This window comes from Myroides fluvii, from assembly GCF_009792295.1.
GTDB classification, from domain to species: Bacteria; Bacteroidota; Bacteroidia; order Flavobacteriales; family Flavobacteriaceae; genus Flavobacterium; species Flavobacterium fluvii_A.
The window spans coordinates 1,638,132-1,658,542 of record NZ_CP039934.1 but is presented as its reverse complement, the minus strand read 5'-3'; the positions used below and the strand labels follow the sequence as shown (position 1 = coordinate 1,658,542).

The window sequence follows — 20,411 nt, the reverse complement described above, 5'->3', positions numbered from 1 at the left end:
GATTTTAAATATCTGTTCGTATGCCAAACGACCACATATTTTGGTTGATGCTATTATTTTTAAATAAAGGTGTCACTTCGTATTGAAATTGTAGGGCAACGGAGCCATAACCGAGATAAGCGGCTACTCCATATCTCACTTTGTTAATCCCTAAGTCACCCTTTTCATCCACGCGATACTTCACTCCATCTTCTCGATAGCGATACACTTGATGTCCTCTGGAATCTCTTGCTCTAATATTGACATATCCACCAATTCCTCCACGCCAAGAATACTCACTTCTAAAATATTTCTTCCCTGTTTTTTGATCAACTTTTGGTTTTGTCAAATCAAATTCTAAAAACACTGGAATCTGAAGACTGGCAATGGCTAATCTCGATTTGCGTAAATTTTTCTCGTGATCGATTAAAATCGTTTCCCCATCTTGCACTGTAAAATAGCGATGATTCGAAGGTTTCAAATTATTAAATTCAGAAATAACACCATAGCGTAAATACAGTAAGCTGCTATTCTTTGACAGTCTCGTTTTTAAATAAAACCCCGCCTGAAAGAAATTAGAAGGTATGTAACGTATATCCGAATTAGCAAATGCCCCTTTTGTTGCGAGATTGCTCATTCCATACACTAAAGACATGCGAAATGTTGTGCGTTTTTCACTCCAATACTTTTCATTCATCTTATCTCGAGCGCTCTTGGTTGGTTTACCAATCATTAAAGTAAAAGATCTCGCTGTTGTATCGATTATCTTGAGGTATTCTCCACTCTTCATTGCGTAATCCACGCGATTTTGCACGGTCATTGTCAAGCTATCTTGCATGCGTACCACTTCTTTTTCAATGCGTTGAGACGCTTCTTGTGCATATTGTGCCTTCCATACTTGTCCTTGCGCTTCTGTCAGCGTGTTGCTGTCAATCAAATTGTTGATTGAATCTACTCGGACACGCAAACGTTCTTTTTCTCGTACTGTTGCATTTTGAATATCAACGGCGATGCGATTTACTTTGTAATCGAAGTACTTTAACGACTGATCGGTTTGTTTTGAGATTCGGTTTTCTTCTTCAATTTCCACCTTTTCGCGCATTACAATAACTTGTGCTCTTGTTTGCTGTAAGTTCCACATGACTATAACGCTTACAAGAATATATCTTATTTTATTTTTCATATCTACTATCTGATATATCAACTACTACTTTTTTCGCTGTATTGATAAGCTTATTCACTTTAGTTTCTCTATACTCTACTTCAATTTCACCCTCTACTTGTTCTAGCAAGTCATTGCTATCTACTACAACTTTAGGCGGTGTTTTCTTTACCCAAATCTCATCAATAACTAACGTATCTATCCTTTCTCTTTTGTATTCTATCCCACTTGGCATTGTCTTTTCGGCCTGTACTAATTCTTTACGTACCACTTTTTCTTCTACTACTTTTTTAGATTCACCACCCCCAGTTTCTACTAACCTTACTTCTTCTTTTGCACCAACATCTTCTTGTTGTGTGTCTACCACTACCTGGTAATCGGTTGTAGGAAGGTGAATCGTATTAGAGTCTAGCGGTTGTTCTGCTTTCGAGAGAAGTAACCCAATTAGTCCACCCACAACCAAACAAGCGGCAATCCCCATCCAGGTTGTGATTACACCTCTTTTTTTCTTTTTCTCTCGGTTATCCAATTGCTGAGACAATTTATTCCAAGCAGCAGCTGAAGGAGCAATGGTTCGCTCATCCAATTGTTTTTTCCAATCCTTATCTACTTTATTCCATTCCATAACCCTCGATTTTTTAAGTGCTCTAATTGTTGTTGTAATAACTTACGGGCTTGTGCGAGTTGTGATTTTGATGTTCCCTCACTAATTTGAAGCATACTTGCTATTTCTTGATGTTTGTATTCTTCGACGACATAGAGATTGAATATCGTTTTACATCCCGCTGGTAATTGATCGATTAGCTTTTGTATATCCTCTAAAGAAAGATCCCCCTCATATTCTTCGTCCCTATCTTGTACAACGTGGGAACTTTCATCTAAATACGCAAACTGCTTTTGTGTCCGTAAAAATGAGATGGATTCATTCACCATAATACGCCTAATCCACCCTTCAAAACTTCCTTTGTTCTCATACTTGTGTATGCTCGTAAATACTTTCATAAAGGCACTGATCATTACATCTTCTGCATAGTGTATATCTGCAATATATTGTCGGCAAACACTTAACATTTTTGCAGCTAACATTTGATATACCTCTTGCTGCGCACTTCGTTTTTCGCGCCGCAAATCTTCAATATAATCCTCTACTTTTTTGGGGTATAATCGTATCAATTTCATTTTTATTTAACGCTGCCAAATTTAAAATTTATAAAACGCTTTTGCTTTGCTTTAAGCAATAAATTGAGTGACAAAAGAAACAATGGCATCGATCAAACTGATAATAAGTAACATTAATCCTTTCATTATATCTATATTTTATTGGTTCATCTATTATATAGACGCAAGAAGTAAAGAAAAGGTTGGGATAAAAACTATTTTTTTATTGAGCTAGATAACTAAAACAAGAAAGCCTCCATATATGGAGGCTTTCTGTACAATTTAAAATGAGTTGGTTTTCATTAAAAAGAAAACCAACGGAAATGAAATACATCGTTGATTTGGTTATTTTTTGTGTATCAATTTTTGATAAATCAGATGTCCCTTGTAGTCCTTCCTTCTATTCAACATTGCGATACAAGTGGTAAGATACACCAATTCTCCCCATAACTCCAAAATTCCAACCCACCTTTTTATTCATCCTATCTTGTCTCTGGGTTTGCCTAGTACTTAGGTACAGCCTAAAAACAAAAAGGTTGGTATTCTGAGTTGACCATTATTTTTTTCGCTCAATTACGTAGTTAACCATCGTAACCAAAGCCTCTTTATAAGGGGAATCAGGAAAATCTTCTACTAACAGCAAGGCTTCTTGTTGATAAGCAATCATTTTCTCCGTGGCATAAGTCAATCCCCCTGCTTCTTTGACGTAGTCAATGACTTCTTTGACTCTGCGTTTATCTTCGTTGTAATTTTTTACGGAATTAATGAGCCATTTGCGTTTTTCTTTTGTAGCTGTATTGAGCGCATAGATTAACGGCAACGTCATTTTTTGTTCTTTGATATCAATTCCCGTTGGTTTTCCAATAGGACCATCGGTATAATCAAATAAATCGTCTTTGATTTGGAAGGCCATTCCGATTACCTCACCAAATTTGCGCATTTTTTCGATGAGATCCGTCTTTTCTGGTTGAACAGAAGCCGCACCTAAGGCACAACAAGCGGCAATTAGGGTAGCTGTTTTTTGGCGGATAATCTCGTAATAGATCTCTTCCGTAATATCTAAGCGACGTGCTTTTTCTATTTGCAGTAGTTCTCCTTCACTCATTTCACGTACAGCAACTGAAATAATGCGAAGTAAGTCGAAATCTCCATTATCTATAGACAAGAGCAATCCTTTTGAAAGTAAGTAATCCCCAACAAGAACAGCGATTTTATTTTTCCATAGCGCATTTAAAGAGAAGAATCCTCGGCGCTTATTGCTATCATCCACTACATCATCGTGTACTAAAGTTGCCGTATGAATTAATTCAATAACGGAAGCACCGCGATAGGTGCGCTCATTGACTTCGCCATCGTATACCATTTTTGCTACAAGAAAGACAAACATCGGTCGCATTTGCTTTCCTTTACGGTTTACAATGTAGTAGGTGATTCTATTTAATAAGGCAACCTTCGTTACCATTGATTTGTGGAACTTCTTTTCAAAAAGTTCCATTTCAACCTTAATTGGTTCCTGTATTTGCTGTACAATATTCATTACAAACAAATTTATGACTTTTTATGTCATAGTATACAATTCAAATGAATATCCAAAGAATAAAAAAGATTACATTCCCAAATTCTATTTTATTTTTTAGGATTTATTTGCTAATTGACCGCAAGCGGCATCAATATCTTTCCCTCTACTTCTTCGTACGACCACGGTAATATCATTCTTTTCCAGCGCTTTAATGTAATTGTCAATCGCTTGAGAATCTGCTTGCTGGTATTCCCCATCGTCAATGGGATTGTATTCAATCAAATTCACTTTACTTGGCATGTGTTTGCAAAATTTCACTAGGGCATCAATCGAGGCTTTATCATCATTGATTCCTTTCCAAACAACGTATTCAAACGTAATTCGACTTTTTGTTTTGCTATACCAATATTGTAAGGCGTCGCGTAATTCGGTCAAAGGAAAATTCTTAGAAAACGGCATGATCCGATTGCGGGTTTCTTCAATAGCGGAATGCAAGGAAACTGCTAACTTGAATTTCACTTCATCGTCTGCTAATTTCTTAATCATCTTCGGAATACCCGAAGTAGAAACCGTGATGCGTTTAGGCGACATTCCCAATCCTTCTTCCGAAGTAATTTTATCAATCGCTGCTTGTACGTTATTGTAGTTCATCAGTGGCTCTCCCATTCCCATAAATACAATATTAGAAAGGGGGCGACCGTGATTTTGTCGACTTTGTTGATCAATGGTTAGAACCTGATCATAAATCTCATCTGGATTTAGGTTTCGCATGCGCTTCAAACGAGCAGTTGCACAAAACTCACAATCCAAACTGCAACCTACTTGAGAAGAAACGCAAGCTGTAGTACGGGTTTCTGTTGGAATCAAAACGGATTCCACAATTAATCCATCGTGTAATTTCACTCCATTCTTGATGGTTCCATCCGAACTAATTTGCATATTATCTACGCGAATGTGATTAATCACAAAATGATCCTCCAACATTTGACGGGTCGCTTTAGAGAGGTTACTCATATCCTCGAAAGAATGAGCCCCTTTACTCCATAACCACTCGTACACCTGATTTCCTCTAAATGATTTATCTCCTTGAGCGATAAAAAAATCTCTCAATTGTTCTTTAGATAAACTACGTATGTCTTTTTTCTCTAATTGCATGGTGCAAATTTACTTTTTTTACCTGAATTATTCACCTTTCAATTTTAGCGATAAAAAAAAGGATTTAGATGGTGGTTCTAAATCCTTTTCTGTCTATTTATTTTGCTAAATATCCGCCTTCAATTGGATAATATCCCCCTGTTGCAAACGAGGCTTTATCAGAAGCTAGCCAAGCAATAATTTCTGCTACTTCTTCTGATGTTCCTAGGCGTTGCATCGCATGTTGAGATTCTAAGAAATGCTTAACTTCCGGTGCCATTGAGCTTAACAAGGGAGTTTCAATGAATCCTGGTCCAACAGCATTAATGCGAATATTTTTAGTACCATAATCCCAAGCAGCCGTTTTCGTTAAACCAACCACTCCATGTTTAGCTGCTACATAAGCAGGTGAGCCTGCAAAACCAACTTGTCCTAAGATAGAAGCAATGTTGATGATACTACCTCCTCCATTTTTCAGCATCGCTGGAATTTGATAACGCATCCCATAGAACACTCCATCTAAATTAATGGACGTTACTTTTTTCCATTCATCAATTGCATACTCCCCAGTAGGCGCAGTTGCCCCACCTATTCCTGCATTATTCACTGCGATATCTAATTTTCCAAACTTTTTAAGGGCTTCCTGAACTAATGCTTCATTATCTGCAGGCTCAGCAGCATTCGATTTTACGAAATGTGTATTTGCACCTAAACTTTGAGCTAATTTACTTCCTAGTTCTTCATTCAAATCGGCAATTACTACTTTTGCACCTTCTTTTACAAATAATTCAACAACCGCTTTTCCAATTCCCGAAGCTCCACCTGTTACGATAGCCACTTTATTTTCTAACATTTTCATCCTTTTTTAATTTTTTAGTTTCTATTAAATTACGGATTCAAGTTGAGAATATGAGTTTCCAATCTATTTATTAACAGAGTTTTAATTTCTATACCATTAAAAAAAGCTGCCTTACCGAAGTAAGACAGCTTTTTCATCGTATTGAGTTCTTGTCTATTTTACAAATTTTGAAAGAAATCGTTTCCTTTATCATCGGTAATAATAAAGGCAGGGAAATCTTTTACCACTATTTTGCGAACCGCTTCCATTCCCAATTCAGGGAAATCAACTACCTCAACGCTTAAGATATTTTCTTTTGCAAGGATAGCAGCTGGTCCACCGATTGATCCCAAGTAAAATCCACCGTGTTTTTTACAAGCGTCGGTCACCTCTTGTGAGCGGTTTCCTTTGGCCAACATAATCATACTTCCTCCCACGGCTTGGAAAGCATCTACATAGGGATCCATACGTCCTGCTGTAGTAGGGCCAAAACTTCCTGAAGGCATACCTTCTGGGGTTTTTGCAGGGCCAGCATAATAAATCGGGTGATTTTTGAAATATTCAGGCATGGCTTGACCACTATCTAACATTTCTTGAATCTTTGCGTGTGCAATATCACGGGCAACAATTACCGTTCCGTTTAACATCAAACGCGTTTTGATTGGATGTTTGGTTAATTCAGCCAATTGCTCTTTCATTGGTTTATCCAAATCAATAACAATAGGATCTTCTAAATGAGGAGCTACTGCAGGCAATAAACGAGCTGGATTTTCTTCTAACTGTTCAATGAACAATCCTTCAGGCGTAATTTTTGCTTTGATATTTCGGTCTGCTGAACAAGAAACTCCTAGTCCTACTGGACATGAAGCCGCGTGACGAGGTAAGCGAATTACACGCACATCATGTGTAAAATATTTACCACCAAATTGGGCTCCAATATGAGATTCTTGACAAATCAATTGTAATTTTTTCTCCCATTCAATATCGCGGAAAGCTTGACCTCCCATATTTCCTGAAGTAGGTAGATTATCATAGTAACCTGCTGATGCTTTTTTCACTGCTGCTAGGTTCGCTTCTGCTGATGTACCACCAATCACTAAAGCTAAGTGATAAGGAGGACAAGCTGACGTACCTAAATCCATGATTTTGTCTTTGATAAACTCAGTCAAGTTCTTATCATTCAACAGGGATTTTGTTTTTTGATATAAGAAGGTCTTATTCGCAGAACCTCCTCCTTTTGCCAAAAATAAAAATTCGTATTTTTTACCTTGTGTGGCATAAATATCAATTTGAGCCGGTAAGTTCGATCCTGAATTTTTCTCTTCAAACATACTAATTGGAACAATTTGTGAATATCTCAAATTCTTCTTTTGGTAGGTATTGAAAATTCCTTTGGACAAACTTTCAGCATCATTCGATCCCGTATAGACATCTTCTCCTTTTTTTGCTACCACGATAGCCGTTCCCGTATCTTGGCAAGAAGGCAATTGCCCATCAATAGCCACAACTGCATTTTGCAATAAATTATACGCTACAAAACGATCGTTATCTGTTGCTTCTGGGTCGTCTAAAATGGCTTTCAAACTTTCTAAGTGAGCCGTTCTCAACATAAAGGAAACATCTGTCATCGCTGCTTCAGATAAAACTTCTAAAGCCTTTGGATCTACAACTAAAATTTCGCGATCACCTAGTTTCTCGATTTTTACAAAATCAGAAGAAATTTTCTTATACTTCGTATCGTCTTTTTGAATTGGATACGGATCTTGATAGATAAAGTCCATGGAATTATACGTTTATTTTTGTTTGCTAAAATTACGAAATATACCAATCAAAAAACCGTAGAACGTTTCTAAATAACCCGCATTTACTGGGCTTGCCGACCAGAACATTTTTTGTTTCTCCTTCAATTGAACCCATGACACGCAATCATTTAAGGTAAAAACCTTTCGCTTCCTACCGAATATATTTTGAAAGGACTTGTTCTTTTTTCAAAGCAAATTGCCCTTCTCCCTTACATTTTATTTACTTTTGGAAGCATTAACTTATACCCTATGACCGTTTTAAAAAAAGTTCTATCGATTGCTTTTTGTTTGGTTGCTTTTATAGCATTTGGACAAAAAGACACGCAAAAAATAACACTTGGCGAATCCATTACTTTGGAATCATCCATCCTAAATGAAACGAGAACCATTAACATCTATTTACCTCCTTACTATCAACCGAATGACACAGTTAAATACCCTGTAGTATACGTTTTAGATGGAGGTATAGAGGAAGATTTCATTCATTTAGCGGGTATATTTCGCGTGAATTCTCAACCTTGGATTAACCGTTTTCCAGAGGCGATTGTAGTGGGAATCGAAAACGTCAACCGCAGAAGAGATTTTACGTTTGCCGTACCAAATATTGATTTTCTTGATCAAGTAGGCTTTAGTAGAGATTACTTTAAACAATATGGTGGAGCAGAGCCTTATGCTGCCTTTTTAGAGGGAGAGTTAATTCCTTACATCAATCAACAATATAATACGAATGATGAGCGAACTGTAGTGGGCGAATCGATGGCTGGTTTGATGTCTTCCTATTTATTGGTAAAACACCCTAACTTATTTTCGAATTACATTATCGTAAGTCCAAGTTTATGGTGGGGAGAAGAGCAACTACTCAATGAAACAACGGCTTGTTTGCTGAAAAAAATAAAAAATCCTGTACACGTTTATGTTGGCGTTCCCAATGAAGCGGAAGATCAAATGATGTTTGACGAAGCCAAGCGCTTTTACACGATGCTTCAAGCAAATCCAGTAATTCATTCTACGTTTGACTCTATGGAGGATGAAGTACACGCTACTGTTTTACATCAAGCGGTTCATAATGCCTTAAAAAAACAGTTTCATAAAGTCAAAACTGAACAATAAACTGTTCAGTTTCGAACAGTTAGAAGAAACAAAACGATACTAACAACTTAACAATAAGCAGGTTATTCAAAATATAATACATGGTACGCTACTTGGATTATATAGTATAATATTATATAATCCAACCATGAAAAAAACACTATTCTTACTTTTATTAAGCTCTACATTAGCTATCGGACAAACGAAGAAAGATGCCTACATCAAAGAACATTTCCCTCTACTACTTGAAAATTTATCCACTACTGAACTGGATGCCTTTAAGAAAACAATGAAGTTATCTTCAGGCAACAAGCTCAAATATATTGACAGTGATTTACTTAAAAAGGGAAGTGGGGATCAATTTGGTGTTTATTATCAAATCTTCTCTTATGACCTTACAGGTGCTCGCAATCGCGTGACCATCATAGATAGTGATAACAGAGAAATGGTCATTGAAGAAGATGGAACAATTTCTTTTGACAATACACAACCCTCTACAGCGATTACCGCAACAGAAGCAACAAATGAAGTTATTTTCACCACTTTTGATGAGAAAACATACAAACTAGAAGAACTTTTGGAGCGAGATGGTGTTTTTATCATTACTTCAACTACTTGTGGTCCTTGTATGTTGGCATATCCCGAGTTAAATCAACTAGCGACAGATCCAGCCTACAAAGGTGTTCCCTTTACCGCTTTGTATATTAATTCGGCTTCGAATATAAAAAATTACATGGAAGGAAGTGCCTACAAAAACTTCGGAAAGTTGGAAAATCCATGGGAGGTTTTTACTTCTCTCGAATTGATAGCTCAGTTGGTACCACAGTACAATTTAAAAAATAAAGCTGTCCCATATGTATATATCAAAAAAAACAACAAAGTGATTTACTCTTCCAATCGAGGCATTAAAATAGATCAGATTAAAAAGAACTTATAAAAAAAGAAAAAGCTTGAGTGACGAATCTTCACTCAAGCTTTTTTTATTCAGATGACAATAACTTGTAAAATAGGTTTCTTACATGCTACGCATGTAGGCTTCCAAAGCCTCTAACTCTGCATCACTAAATTTCTTGGTGATTTCCAAGTTTGCCTGCATAATAATAAACTGTGCAGGATCCACAATGGCTTCTTCTTGTCCTTTCAAAAAGGAAATCAGGCTTACATCGTGTTTATCGTAAATTTCAATAATTTCTCTAACGCTCGGACCAATTACTTTTTTATCTGCTATATGGCACGAAGCACAGGTTCCTTTTCCTTCAAAAATTTGTTTTCCCAAAGCAATTTTTTCTGCTTGGCTCATTTCAGTTGCACCACCGCGTTCTGATTCATATACAGGTTCGGGCATCGCTTGTTTTTCTTCTTTTTTACCACATGATACTAAAAGTACTGCGGCAAAAAACGGTATGGTTTTAAGTAGATAGTTACGCATAAGTTGTTTGTTTTTTTGTTGTATCAAATGTACAAAAACAATTTGGGTTCCCTCTTTCACAAATCACTCCAATTCATGTAAAAAAACGACATCTATCCGCTATATGCCCCACTCACTACTCCACAAAGAGTCCTAAAAAAAGCCCAGAGAAATCTGAGCTTACTATTTTTATTTATTCAGCAAGATTGCTGCTTCTTTTGCGAAATACGTGGAGATGATACTCGCACCTGCGCGTTTGATACAAATTAGTTGTTCCATCATCACTAAATCGTGATCCAACCATCCTTTTTCAGCGGCAGCTTTTACCATGGCATACTCTCCAGATACGTGAAACACGGATACTGGTACGTTCACTGCATCTTTTACTTCACGTACAATATCCAAATAAGCAATCCCTGGTTTTACCATGACAATATCTGCCCCTTCTTCTACATCGTACAACGCTTCTTTGATGGCTTCAATGCGATTGGCGTAATCCATCTGATAGGTTTTCTTGTCTTTTGGAATCTCTACATCTACACGAGGTGCGCTATCTAATGCATCGCGAAACGGCCCGTAGAACGCAGAAGCATATTTAGCAGAGTAACTCATGATTCCTACATCCGTATACCCTGATTGATCCAAAGCCTCACGCATGCGCAATACACGTCCATCCATCATATCACTTGGTGCAACGAAATCCGCTCCTGCTGCAGCGTGAGACACACTCATACGCGTCAATGCATCCACCGTTGCATCATTAACTACTTTTCCATTCTCAATGATTCCATCGTGCCCATAAATAGAGTACGGATCCAATGCCACATCGGGCATCACAATCATCCCTGGACAGGCATCTTTAATTGCTTTAATAGCAGTTTGCATCAAGCCGTTGGCATTCCATGCTTCTGTACCTGCATTGTCTTTTAAGTGATCGCTTACCTTCACGTAGATATTCACTGCGCGAATTCCTAAAGCGTATAGTTCTTTTACCTCTTTTACCGTCAAATCCACTGATCTTCTATAGATCCCTGGCATGGATAAAATCGGTTCTTCTACATTTGTCCCCTCTGCAATAAACATGGGAAACATAAAATCTTGCGGCGTCACAATCGTCTCTCTAACTAGACTGCGAATGGACTCACTTGTTCTTAATCTTCTACCTCTTTGTAATGGAAACATAGTATTTGGTTTACGGTTGACAGTGTACGGTTTACGGTGTACTGTCAACTAATTAATTATTTTTTTTATTTAAACAAGCTTTGTTTATCAAAGACAGGGTTACAGTTTACGGTGTACAGTTTACGGTTTACGGTTTAAACGATAAAACTCTCTCAATCTACATTTCCACCACGTCTGTGAACCGTGAACCGTGAACTGTTAACTATTAACCTATCGTTTGTTTTATTTTCTTTATTAAAACTGCAAGCATTTTTTTTATACTTACAACATCTTCTTGTAATTGGAGATAATCAATCTCCTTTAAATATCCTAAGTCTTTAGATAATAACAGCAAATACTCTACTTCATGGGTTGAACCCGAAGAGATATACAAATAACGGACTAACTCCTTTTGAGTATCCTTGCCACATCCTTCAACTATATTTGTTGGTATTGATACAACAGCTCTTCTTAACTGATCTGTTAAATTAAATTGTTCATAAGTAGGAAATGTCTGAAGCAACAGATAGGTCTTCAATACTAATTGATGACTTAATATCCATACCCTGTAATTGCGATAATCCACCATTTTATTGTCTATTTATTGTCACTATAAAAAACAATAACAACAATAAATATTCCAATTTCAATAATATAATTAAACGATAAGATTCTCATCAATCTACATTTCCACCACGTCTGAAAACTGTAAACAGTGAACCGTCAACGATTAAACTCTCATCAATCTACATTTCCACCACGTCTGTGAACTGTAAACCGTTAACCGTCAACGATTAAACTCTCATCAATCTACATTTCCACCACGTCTGAAAACTGTAAACAATGAACCGTCAACGATTAAACTCTCGTCAATCTACATTTCCACCACGTCTGAAAACTGTAAACAGTGAACCGTCAACGATTAAACTCTCATCAATCTACATTTCCACCACGGCTGTGAACTGTAAACAGTGAACCGTCAACGATTAAACTCTCGTCAATCTACATTTCCACCACGTCTATGAACTGTAAACCGTTAACCGTCAACGATTAAACTCTCGTCAATCTACATTTCCACCACGTCTGTGAACTGTAAACAGTGAACCGTCAACGATTAAACTCTCGTCAATCTACATTTCCACCACGTCTGAAAACTGTAAACAGTGAACCGTCAACGATTAAACTCTCGTCAAGCTACATTTCCACCACGTCTGAAAACTGTAAACAGTGAACCGTCAACGATTAAACTCTCGTCAATCTACATTTCCACCACGTCTGAAAACTGTAAACAGTGAACCATCAACGATTAAACTCTCATCAATCTACATTTCCACCACGTCTGAAAACTGTAAACAGTGAACCGTCAACGATTAAACTCTCATCAATCTACATTTCCACCACGTCTGAAAACTGTAAACCGTTAACCGTCAACGATTAAACTCTCGTCAATCTACATTTCCACCACGTCTGTGAACCGTGAACTGTTAACCGTTAACTAGTAACCAGTCCACTGGATTAGCTAGTACTTTCAACAACTTCTCTTCTTCACTACCTTCTTCTGGTTGATGGTCATATACCCATTGTACGTGTGGAGGTAAACTCATCAAGATGGATTCAATACGTCCATTGGTTTTTAATCCGAATAGTGTTCCTTTATCGTGTACTAGATTGAATTCCACATAACGACCTCTTCGTATTTCTTGCCAGGTGCGTTGTTCAGCTGTATACGTTAACTCTTTTCTCTTTTCAACAATAGGCACATAGGCTTCTAGGAAGCTATTTCCTACTGTGGTAACAAAATCATACCACTGTTGGGCAGATTTATCGGTTGTTTCTTCCAATCGATCAAAGAATAGTCCGCCAATTCCACGTGCTTCCTCTCGGTGTGCATTCCAGAAATATGCATCACATTGTTTTTTATATAGCGGATAAAATGTTGCATCATGTTGATCACAAGCCTTTTTACATACTTGATGAAAATGGATAGCGTCTTCTTCGAATAGATAGTAAGGCGTTAAATCCTGTCCTCCTCCAAACCAAGAACGCACTACATTTCCTTGTTTATCGTACATTTCAAAATAGCGCCAATTGGCATGAACTGTGGGCACCATTGGGCTTTTAGGGTGGATGACTAAGCTCAATCCACACGCATAAAAATCAACATCACCTACATTGAAATACTTTTGCATAGCTACGGGTAATGCTCCGTGTACTGCAGAAATATTCACTCCTCCTTTTTCAAAAACACGACCATCTTCAATCACACGTGTTCTTCCACCTCCACCACCGGGGCGTTCCCATAGGTCTTGTTGGAATTTTGCCTCTCCATCAACTGCTTCTAATCCAGCTGTTATTTGATCTTGGAGCTGTTGTATATAGTGATAAAATTTTTCCTTCATAGTATATAATCTACGGCATACCCTAATCCCAATAAAAAAAGAGAAATAAGGTATAAATAAGTGATAATCCTAAATTGTTTTGTTTTATTCTTGTGTGCTATTGTGTTGATTCCAAACAGCAAGAGATAGGCTAAAATTGCACTACCACTTAGCACCAAAAAGAAATGGTTGTTGGGTATATACGCTGGGCAAAAAGGTTCGCGACTATGGATGAGATTTACAACCATCAGCGTGACTAGTATCACACACCATAAGCTGAAACCGCCTATAAGTCCCCCTCGTACATAACGCATCATGCCTTTATAATTGACTAAGTTTAGTCATAATATCAAAGGAGAAAGCTTTACTTTCCTTTTGGATGAACGTGTATAAACTTTTCGTTTTAGCTTTCAATCGATCTTCTTTTTTGGACCAGTTTAGCAAAACGTCAGCAAATTGTTCCATGCGATCCCAACCGACATTAAACTTTACTAAATGCTCGTTTAATGCATCGGATTCTAAAAGTAAAAGTTGATCATATGTCAGACCCATTTTGGCTAATTCAACATCAATTTCTTCTTTTACTTGTAAATCATCGGGGATAAATCCAATCGATGAAAGTTTTACGACAATTGACTCTATTCTTCTGTCTTCTTCGCTTTTGATTCCTTTGTTTAACATAGGCCTTCGTATAAAAGCAAAAAAGTTTACGCTATTTTCGTAAACCTTTTTGCGCTAGTCTTTTTACTTGTGTTCGTATTCTTTTACGGCTTCGATAAAAGCCTTCGCGTGATCAACTGGAATATGAGGTAAAATACCGTGTCCTAAATTCACGATGTATTTATCCTTTCCGAAAGCGTCAATCATTTCGTGTACCATTTTTTTGATAGTGGGAATTGGGGACATTAGTCTACTTGGATCAAAATTTCCTTGTAGGGTAATATTCCCACCTGTAAATAAACGTGCATTTTGCGGACTACAAGTCCAATCTACGCCTAAAGCAGAAGCTTTAGATTGTGCCATTTCCGGCAACGCAAACCAACATCCTTTACCAAATACGATAACAGGTGTAATCTCTGCTAATGCATCTATAATTTGAGTGATGTATTTCCATGAGAATTCTTGATAATCAACTGGAGAAAGCATGCCTCCCCAAGAATCAAAAATTTGAACGGCATCTACCCCTGCTTTTACTTTTTCTTTTAAGTATAAAATCGTGGTATCCGTAATTTTTTGTAATAAGGTATGTGCTGCAATCGGGTCAGAGAAACAAAATCCTTTGGCTAAATCAAAGCTCTTTGATCCTTTTCCTTCTACTGCATAACAGAAGATGGTCCAAGGGGAACCTGCGAAACCAATCAAAGGTACCTCATCGTTCAACATTTCCTTGGTTACTTTAATAGCGTCCATCACATAGCCTAACGTTTCTTCGATGTTTGGCACAATTACTTGTTCAACATCTTTTGCAGAGCGAATTGGATTGGGTACCCAAGGGCCTACTCCTTCTTTCATCACCACATCAATATTCATGGCTTGTGGCACAACTAAAATATCAGAAAATAGAATGGCTGCATCTGGTTTTACAATACGAATAGGCTGTACGGTAATTTCAGCTGCGATTTCTGGCATTCTACAACGGGTAAAAAAATCGTATTTATCTCGTAAAGCGCGGAATTCTGGCAGGTATCTACCTGCTTGACGCATCATCCAAACGGGTGGTCTTTCCACCGTTTCTCCTTTTAAAGCTCTTAAGAATAAATCATTTTTAATCATTTCTAAACCATTTAATTACGTCAATTTTAGCTGACACTATTTATAATATGCTAAACACGCCTGTAGGGTAGCTTCAATAGTCGGTTGACTCGCTACCACGATTTGCGTTGTAATCTCTTTGAGTGCGTCTGCTGTTGTATCGCCAATACAAAAGCAAACTTCAGTTGTAATCTGATTGTTTTGCAAAAAACTCTCAATTGCCGATGGGCTGTAAAAACAGATCCCCTCTATTTTTTGTTGAATTTGATGGGGTTGTTTAACCGTTTGATAGGCTTCATATTCATCAAAATTCAAGTTGTGTTGCTTAAAAAATGTCGGCAAAACCTCACGTCGGATATTTCCACAGCAAAAAGAAAAACTACAATGAGCGAAATCCCGTTCAATGACTGCAGTCAACTCCTTGGCGTAATGGGTCCAAGCGAGTACTTCCCATCCATTTTGTTCGAGGAGTGCTTTCGTTTTCACTCCCACACAAATCGCAGGTTTTGTCTTGAGTATTTGTGCCTTCGGGTTATTCATCACACTTTTTACTGCATTTTGACTCGTAAACACCACGACATCTTGTACCCTATCAACCGTAAACTCTTGAGGAAGGATCGTAATAAAATCTTCTTCCATCCATTGAATCGAAGCAGCACCTACTATTTGGCGATGTGCATCGCTCAGTTTACGCGTTGATAAAATGGTAGGCATGGATTATCGTTTTAATTCTTGACGCAATTGCTCCATCAAGGCTTTTCCGCCATTCGCCAAAAGCTCTTGTGCAGCGAAAAACCCCAATTTTTTCCACTCTTGAATAGGTACTGTCTTGGTGATTTCAAATTTTTCTTTTCCATCCAACGACAATAAAACACCAGTAAAATCAATCGTATCTTCTTTTTGGTTATAGGTTGCGATTGCACCAATTGGCGCGGTACATCCTCCTTCTAGTGTTCTTAAAAACTGACGTTCAATATGCGTTGTCATTTCGGCTTCATAGTCATTCAACTGACGCAAAGCATCCAAAGCAAAAGAATCTTCTGCCATAGCCACCACCACCATAGCTCCTTGAGCAGGCGCTGGAACCATCCAATCTAAATTGACAAATCCTTTGGGTTTCTTTTTGATGCGATCGAGTCCTGCTGAAGCAAAAATGGCTCCTTTCCAGTCGGCGTTATCCGTCAATTTTTGCATTCTCGTATTGACATTTCCTCTTAAATCCACAAGCGTATGCTTAGGAAAACGATTGAGCCATTGGGCTTTTCGCCTTAAACTTCCCGTTGCCACAATAGCTTCTGCTTCAGGATCTAAAAAAGCCGTATCTCCTTTATGTAATAAAATATCAACCGTATTGGCTCTTTGCAATACCGCAGCTTGTACGATACCCTCTGGCAAAGCGGTGGGTACGTCTTTCATCGAATGCACCGCAATGTCAACTTTCTTGTTGATCATCGCCACATCCAACGTTTTGGTAAAAATACCCGTAATTCCCATTTCATATAAAGGCTTATCCAAAACTAAATCACCTTCGGACTTCACGGGAACTAATTCCGTTTGATATCCTAAAGCATTTAATGCCTTTTCCACTGTTGTTGCTTGCCACATAGCTAGCTCGCTATCGCGTGTACCGATACGAATCACTCTATCCATTTTGTCTTGTATCTAATTGAAAAACTTTTTCTATCCATTCAATGCTCTCATCTACAACCGTTTCCTCATGTCGCAAATGATTAGCAAAGTGTGTGGTGATCTTCTGAATAATACGCATTGTTAGTACTTCAGCTTGTTCACTATCAAAGTTCTCATATTTTTTTCGATGGTAGTCAATTTCTCCATCTTTTATTTGTTCTAAACGCGTTTTTAAAGCGTGAATCGTCGGTGCGAATTTTCTCATTTCTGTCCAAGCGACAAATTCCGACATCACTTCATCGATGATTTCTTCTGCTTGAGGGATAAACTCTTTTCTTCTTTCGATGGTTTTATCCGTCATTTTAGATAAATCATCCATGTGAATGAGCTCTACCATAGGATGAGTAGCCACGATGGGATCCACATTTTTAGGAATTGACAAGTCTAGTATTGTCAAGGGTTTATCCAACTGTAATTTCGCTAAATCAATCGTTGGTTGTTGAGCGCCCGTAGCTACCACTAATACATCTGATTCGCTGATTTGCTCCTCCAGATTGGCATAGTCTTTTACAATCAAATTGAATTTCCCCGCCACTTCTACTGCGCGTTCTTTGGTTCTATTGATTAAGACAATATGATCATTATGGGTGTGTTTAACTAAATTCTCACAGGTATTGCGTCCGATTTTCCCTGTTCCAAACAACAAAATATTCTTTGAAGAAATATCCGATACGTGATCCATGATGTATTGTACCGCAGCAAAAGAAACTGATGTAGCACCTGAGCTTAATTCTGTCTCATTTTTGATTCGTTTACTCGCCTGAATTACTGCATTGACTAAACGCTCGAAGTAGTTGGTTGTCAATCCTTTTTCTTTGGCTAATACAAAACCACTTCGAATTTGACTAATAATCTCGAAATCCCCTAAGATTTGGCTATCTAAACCTGTACCAACGCAAAATAAGTGATGAATCGCCTCTTTGTTCTTAACAACATAGGCAACTTGTCTGAAATCGTCAACCGTACCCTTACTATGATCACATAATAGTTGTATCAATTCAAAAGGATGTTGAGCAAAACCGTAAATTTCGGTTCGATTACACGTCGAAATTACGATCAAACTTTCTATCCCTTCTTCTTTCGCTTGACTTAATAGATTTTCCTTGGCCGTTTCACTCAAACTAAACTTTCCTCTCATCTCGGCATCTGCTTTTTTATAGCTTAACCCAACCGCATAAAAAGTTGTTGATTTGACCTTATCTATTTTTTCCATACCTATTTCAATTTCAAAAGTAAGCAAATTTAACGCTAATGATTCGATAAAAGTAACGCTAGAAGGACTATTAATAACGCTAAAAGAAAAAGAAAAACATTTGACAATATTTCATTATAATACAGTACATTTGCAGTATTAGCAAGGGTTACAAAAGAAGCTATATAGAATGATTCTAAATAAAAAATACAAGATTACGTTTCCTTGCGTTTCAAAAAAATAACGCTATGAGTCCCATAGAAGAAATCAACATCGACCCGGAATTTTCGATTTATAAACTAGAAAATAACAGCCCTCAACCCCTCTCATTTCACAAGGAGATTGGCACGGATATCATCCAGTTTTACTTTTGTTTGAAAGGCAGTGGACAGTTTATTTACAATCACGGAGCCTATACATTAGATTTACCAGAAGAAAAATCACTCCTCTTATATAATCCCCAAAAACAATTGCCTGTTCATCTAGAGGTAAGAAGTCAATCGGCGATTATCTGTTTGATGATTCCCATTAAAAAATTCCACTCTTTATTCTCTTCAGAAGCAGAGTTCATTGGTTTTTTAACGGATGAAAACAAGGAAAAGAAATACTATACCGAAGAAAAAATAACACCGGCCATTGCTATTGTATTAACGCAAATGCTCAATGCCTCTATGCATCCTTCTGTAAAAAACTTATTTTACAAAGGCAAAACCTACGAACTACTCAGCCTAGTATTTAATTACAATGAAGAGCAAAACATTGACAATTGCCCGTTTTTATCGGACGAGGAAGATGTGTTAAAAATAAAACAGGCGAAGGATATTATTATCCAACAAATGACAGAACCACCTACACTACAAGAGTTAGCTGATCAAATTGGCCTAAACATCAAAAAGCTAAAAATTGGATTCAAACAAATTTATGGCGATTCGGTATTCAGTTTTCTCTTTGACTACAAAATGGATTACGCGAGAAAACTATTAGACGAAGGGAACTACAATGTTAATGAAGTTGGTTTAAAAATTGGCTATAGTTCAGCTAGCCATTTTATTTCCGCTTTTAAAAAGAAGTATGGCATCACGCCTAAAAAATATTTAATGTCAATTAATTCAAACAATCAATAATGAAAGGGATACTACTTGTAAATTTAGGTTCGCCAAAATCTCCAACCCCTGAGGATGTCAAACCTTATTTGGATGAATTTTTAATGGACAAAAGAGTCATTGATATGCCTTATTTACTACGCGCGTTCTTAGTAAAGGGAATCATTCTCAACACGAGACCAAAGAAATCAGCAGCAGCCTATCAAAAGGTATGGTGGCCCGAGGGCTCACCCTTAATTGTAATCTCTCAGCGTCAGCAAAAAAAACTACAACAAAAGATTGATTTGCCGATTGCCTTGGCGATGCGCTACGGAGAGCCATCAATCAAAAATGGGTTACAAGAGCTGAAAGACCAAGGAGTTACGGATGTATTTATGATTCCACTATACCCGCAATTTGCCATGGCAACAACAGAAACCATAGAGGTTTTAGCAGAAGAGTTGCGCAAAAAACACTTTACTGCTATGACCATCACGAGTATGCCTGCCTTTTACAACAAACAAGAGTACATTGATGCTTTAGCAGCTTCTGTTCAGGCTCATTTAGACGAAAACGAATGGGACCACGTGCTGTTCTCTTATCATGGAGTACCGGAACGCCACATCTACAAATCAGACACCACAAAATCGCACTGTAAAATAGATGGTTCTTGCTGTAACACTCCTTCGGTTGCTCATCAACATTGCTATAGACATCAATGCCTGGAGACCACTCGACAAGTAGTTGAAAAACTCAATATTCCAGAAGAAAAATACACCAATACGTTTCAGTCGCGATTAGGTCCAGACAAATGGCTACAACCGCCAACAGATAAAACAGTCAATCAACTGGCCGAAAATGGCATCAAACACCTAGCGGTTGTCACTCCAGCTTTCGTAGCTGATTGTCTAGAAACCTTAGAAGAAATTGGCATGGAAGCTCATGATGAATTCTTACATCACGGCGGAACATCGTTCAAAACAATTCCTTGTCTGAATGACAACGACGCTTTCATCGATGCACTTGCGACGTGGATTACTACTTGGCAACAAACGAACTAAGCATACT

Annotated in this window: 20 protein-coding genes; 4 read left to right on the top strand and 16 right to left on the bottom strand. The window is 37.7% G+C overall.

The genetic code is table 11. The features are described 5' to 3' along the window. Positions 1-4: 4 nt before the first annotated feature. The 7 genes from FBR08_RS07530 to FBR08_RS07500 all read right to left on the bottom strand — a co-directional run bounded on the left by FBR08_RS07530 (position 5) and on the right by FBR08_RS07500 (position 7,571). Positions 5-1,162: a hypothetical protein gene (locus FBR08_RS07530; protein ID WP_158962171.1), complete on the bottom strand. Its 1,158-nt coding sequence runs from the start codon at positions 1,160-1,162 to the stop codon at positions 5-7. Further along, entirely contained in the window at positions 1,152-1,766 is a 615-nt protein-coding gene (locus tag FBR08_RS07525) for a hypothetical protein (RefSeq protein ID WP_158962170.1), read from the bottom strand. Before FBR08_RS07525 ends, FBR08_RS07530 begins: the two co-directional genes overlap by 11 nt. Continuing rightward, positions 1,748-2,320, bottom strand: coding sequence for an RNA polymerase sigma factor (locus FBR08_RS07520; RefSeq protein ID WP_158962169.1), 573 nt, complete (start codon positions 2,318-2,320; stop codon positions 1,748-1,750). The genes FBR08_RS07525 and FBR08_RS07520 overlap by 19 nt, the downstream gene beginning before the upstream one ends. Before the next feature lie 535 nt (positions 2,321-2,855). Then, complete coding sequence (locus tag FBR08_RS07515; RefSeq protein WP_158962168.1) at positions 2,856-3,836, bottom strand: polyprenyl synthetase family protein; 981 nt, start codon at positions 3,834-3,836, stop codon at positions 2,856-2,858. Positions 3,837-3,932: 96 nt separating this feature from the next. Then, on the bottom strand, positions 3,933-4,973 hold the full coding sequence (gene rlmN / locus FBR08_RS07510) for a 23S rRNA (adenine(2503)-C(2))-methyltransferase RlmN (RefSeq protein WP_158962167.1): 1,041 nt from the start codon (positions 4,971-4,973) through the stop codon (positions 3,933-3,935). Positions 4,974-5,070: 97 nt separating this feature from the next. Further along, positions 5,071-5,811, bottom strand: coding sequence for an SDR family NAD(P)-dependent oxidoreductase (locus FBR08_RS07505; protein ID WP_158962166.1), 741 nt, complete (start codon positions 5,809-5,811; stop codon positions 5,071-5,073). 158 nt (positions 5,812-5,969) lie between these two features. Next, entirely contained in the window at positions 5,970-7,571 is a 1,602-nt protein-coding gene (locus FBR08_RS07500) for a fumarate hydratase (protein ID WP_158962165.1), read from the bottom strand. A 270-nt stretch (positions 7,572-7,841) separates the two neighbouring features. On the opposite strand from FBR08_RS07500, the gene FBR08_RS07495 reads away from it, so the two are divergent. Together FBR08_RS07495 and FBR08_RS07490 are read left to right on the top strand one after the other, a co-directional pair. Continuing rightward, the gene (locus tag FBR08_RS07495; RefSeq protein ID WP_158962164.1) at positions 7,842-8,702 is read left to right on the top strand and encodes an alpha/beta hydrolase; all 861 of its coding nucleotides are present in this window, start codon (positions 7,842-7,844) and stop codon (positions 8,700-8,702) included. A gap of 127 nt (positions 8,703-8,829) precedes the next feature. Continuing rightward, positions 8,830-9,618, top strand: a complete 789-nt coding sequence (locus FBR08_RS07490; protein WP_158962163.1) for a TlpA family protein disulfide reductase — start codon at positions 8,830-8,832, stop codon at positions 9,616-9,618. A 78-nt stretch (positions 9,619-9,696) separates the two neighbouring features. Here FBR08_RS07490 and FBR08_RS07485 read toward each other — a convergent pair whose 3' ends face one another. The 9 genes from FBR08_RS07485 to hemA form a co-directional block, all read right to left on the bottom strand. Beyond that, positions 9,697-10,110 (bottom strand): c-type cytochrome, encoded by a 414-nt coding sequence (locus tag FBR08_RS07485; protein ID WP_158962162.1) that lies wholly within the window; start codon positions 10,108-10,110, stop codon positions 9,697-9,699. A 168-nt stretch (positions 10,111-10,278) separates the two neighbouring features. After that, entirely contained in the window at positions 10,279-11,271 is a 993-nt protein-coding gene (gene hemB / locus FBR08_RS07480; RefSeq protein WP_158962161.1) for a porphobilinogen synthase, read from the bottom strand. 205 nt (positions 11,272-11,476) lie between these two features. Further along, positions 11,477-11,839, bottom strand: a complete 363-nt coding sequence (locus tag FBR08_RS07475; RefSeq protein ID WP_158962160.1) for a four helix bundle protein — start codon at positions 11,837-11,839, stop codon at positions 11,477-11,479. 895 nt (positions 11,840-12,734) lie between these two features. Beyond that, the gene (hemF, locus tag FBR08_RS07470) at positions 12,735-13,649 is read right to left on the bottom strand and encodes an oxygen-dependent coproporphyrinogen oxidase (RefSeq protein WP_158962159.1); all 915 of its coding nucleotides are present in this window, start codon (positions 13,647-13,649) and stop codon (positions 12,735-12,737) included. A gap of 300 nt (positions 13,650-13,949) precedes the next feature. After that, positions 13,950-14,309, bottom strand: a complete 360-nt coding sequence (locus FBR08_RS07465; RefSeq protein ID WP_158962158.1) for a hypothetical protein — start codon at positions 14,307-14,309, stop codon at positions 13,950-13,952. 63 nt (positions 14,310-14,372) lie between these two features. Then, positions 14,373-15,401, bottom strand: a complete 1,029-nt coding sequence (gene hemE, locus FBR08_RS07460) for a uroporphyrinogen decarboxylase (RefSeq protein WP_158962157.1) — start codon at positions 15,399-15,401, stop codon at positions 14,373-14,375. Positions 15,402-15,437: 36 nt separating this feature from the next. Next, the gene (locus FBR08_RS07455; protein ID WP_158962156.1) at positions 15,438-16,094 is read right to left on the bottom strand and encodes a uroporphyrinogen-III synthase; all 657 of its coding nucleotides are present in this window, start codon (positions 16,092-16,094) and stop codon (positions 15,438-15,440) included. Positions 16,095-16,097: 3 nt separating this feature from the next. After that, a complete protein-coding gene (gene hemC / locus FBR08_RS07450) occupies positions 16,098-17,030 on the bottom strand; it encodes a hydroxymethylbilane synthase (RefSeq protein WP_158962155.1) in 933 nt (310 codons plus the stop codon). Beyond that, positions 17,023-18,282, bottom strand: coding sequence for a glutamyl-tRNA reductase (gene hemA / locus FBR08_RS07445; protein WP_158962154.1), 1,260 nt, complete (start codon positions 18,280-18,282; stop codon positions 17,023-17,025). Before hemA ends, hemC begins: the two co-directional genes overlap by 8 nt. A 227-nt stretch (positions 18,283-18,509) precedes the next feature. On the opposite strand from hemA, the gene FBR08_RS07440 reads away from it, so the two are divergent. Together FBR08_RS07440 and hemH are read left to right on the top strand one after the other, a co-directional pair. Next, positions 18,510-19,385 carry an AraC family transcriptional regulator gene (locus FBR08_RS07440; RefSeq protein WP_158962153.1) on the top strand — a complete coding sequence of 292 codons (876 nt, stop codon included), beginning with the start codon at positions 18,510-18,512 and terminating at the stop codon, positions 19,383-19,385. Next, positions 19,385-20,404 carry a ferrochelatase gene (gene hemH / locus FBR08_RS07435; protein WP_158962152.1) on the top strand — a complete coding sequence of 340 codons (1,020 nt, stop codon included), beginning with the start codon at positions 19,385-19,387 and terminating at the stop codon, positions 20,402-20,404. Before FBR08_RS07440 ends, hemH begins: the two co-directional genes overlap by 1 nt. Positions 20,405-20,411: the final 7 nt, after the last annotated feature.

Bases quoted from the DNA above. Each gene is read 5' to 3' on its own strand.
- FBR08_RS07530 (WP_158962171.1), bottom strand. From the start codon at position 1,162: ATGAAAAATAAAATAAGATATATTCTTGTAAGCGTTATAGTCATGTGG.
- FBR08_RS07525 (WP_158962170.1), bottom strand. From the start codon at position 1,766: ATGGAATGGAATAAAGTAGATAAGGATTGGAAAAAACAATTGGATGAG.
- FBR08_RS07520 (WP_158962169.1), bottom strand. From the start codon at position 2,320: ATGAAATTGATACGATTATACCCCAAAAAAGTAGAGGATTATATTGAA.
- FBR08_RS07515 (WP_158962168.1), bottom strand. From the start codon at position 3,836: ATGAATATTGTACAGCAAATACAGGAACCAATTAAGGTTGAAATGGAA.
- rlmN (WP_158962167.1), bottom strand. From the start codon at position 4,973: ATGCAATTAGAGAAAAAAGACATACGTAGTTTATCTAAAGAACAATTG.
- FBR08_RS07505 (WP_158962166.1), bottom strand. From the start codon at position 5,811: ATGAAAATGTTAGAAAATAAAGTGGCTATCGTAACAGGTGGAGCTTCG.
- FBR08_RS07500 (WP_158962165.1), bottom strand. From the start codon at position 7,571: ATGGACTTTATCTATCAAGATCCGTATCCAATTCAAAAAGACGATACG.
- FBR08_RS07495 (WP_158962164.1), top strand. From the start codon at position 7,842: ATGACCGTTTTAAAAAAAGTTCTATCGATTGCTTTTTGTTTGGTTGCT.
- FBR08_RS07490 (WP_158962163.1), top strand. From the start codon at position 8,830: ATGAAAAAAACACTATTCTTACTTTTATTAAGCTCTACATTAGCTATC.
- FBR08_RS07485 (WP_158962162.1), bottom strand. From the start codon at position 10,110: ATGCGTAACTATCTACTTAAAACCATACCGTTTTTTGCCGCAGTACTT.
- hemB (WP_158962161.1), bottom strand. From the start codon at position 11,271: ATGTTTCCATTACAAAGAGGTAGAAGATTAAGAACAAGTGAGTCCATT.
- FBR08_RS07475 (WP_158962160.1), bottom strand. From the start codon at position 11,839: ATGGTGGATTATCGCAATTACAGGGTATGGATATTAAGTCATCAATTA.
- hemF (WP_158962159.1), bottom strand. From the start codon at position 13,649: ATGAAGGAAAAATTTTATCACTATATACAACAGCTCCAAGATCAAATA.
- FBR08_RS07465 (WP_158962158.1), bottom strand. From the start codon at position 14,309: ATGTTAAACAAAGGAATCAAAAGCGAAGAAGACAGAAGAATAGAGTCA.
- hemE (WP_158962157.1), bottom strand. From the start codon at position 15,401: ATGATTAAAAATGATTTATTCTTAAGAGCTTTAAAAGGAGAAACGGTG.
- FBR08_RS07455 (WP_158962156.1), bottom strand. From the start codon at position 16,094: ATGCCTACCATTTTATCAACGCGTAAACTGAGCGATGCACATCGCCAA.
- hemC (WP_158962155.1), bottom strand. From the start codon at position 17,030: ATGGATAGAGTGATTCGTATCGGTACACGCGATAGCGAGCTAGCTATG.
- hemA (WP_158962154.1), bottom strand. From the start codon at position 18,282: ATGGAAAAAATAGATAAGGTCAAATCAACAACTTTTTATGCGGTTGGG.
- FBR08_RS07440 (WP_158962153.1), top strand. From the start codon at position 18,510: ATGAGTCCCATAGAAGAAATCAACATCGACCCGGAATTTTCGATTTAT.
- hemH (WP_158962152.1), top strand. From the start codon at position 19,385: ATGAAAGGGATACTACTTGTAAATTTAGGTTCGCCAAAATCTCCAACC.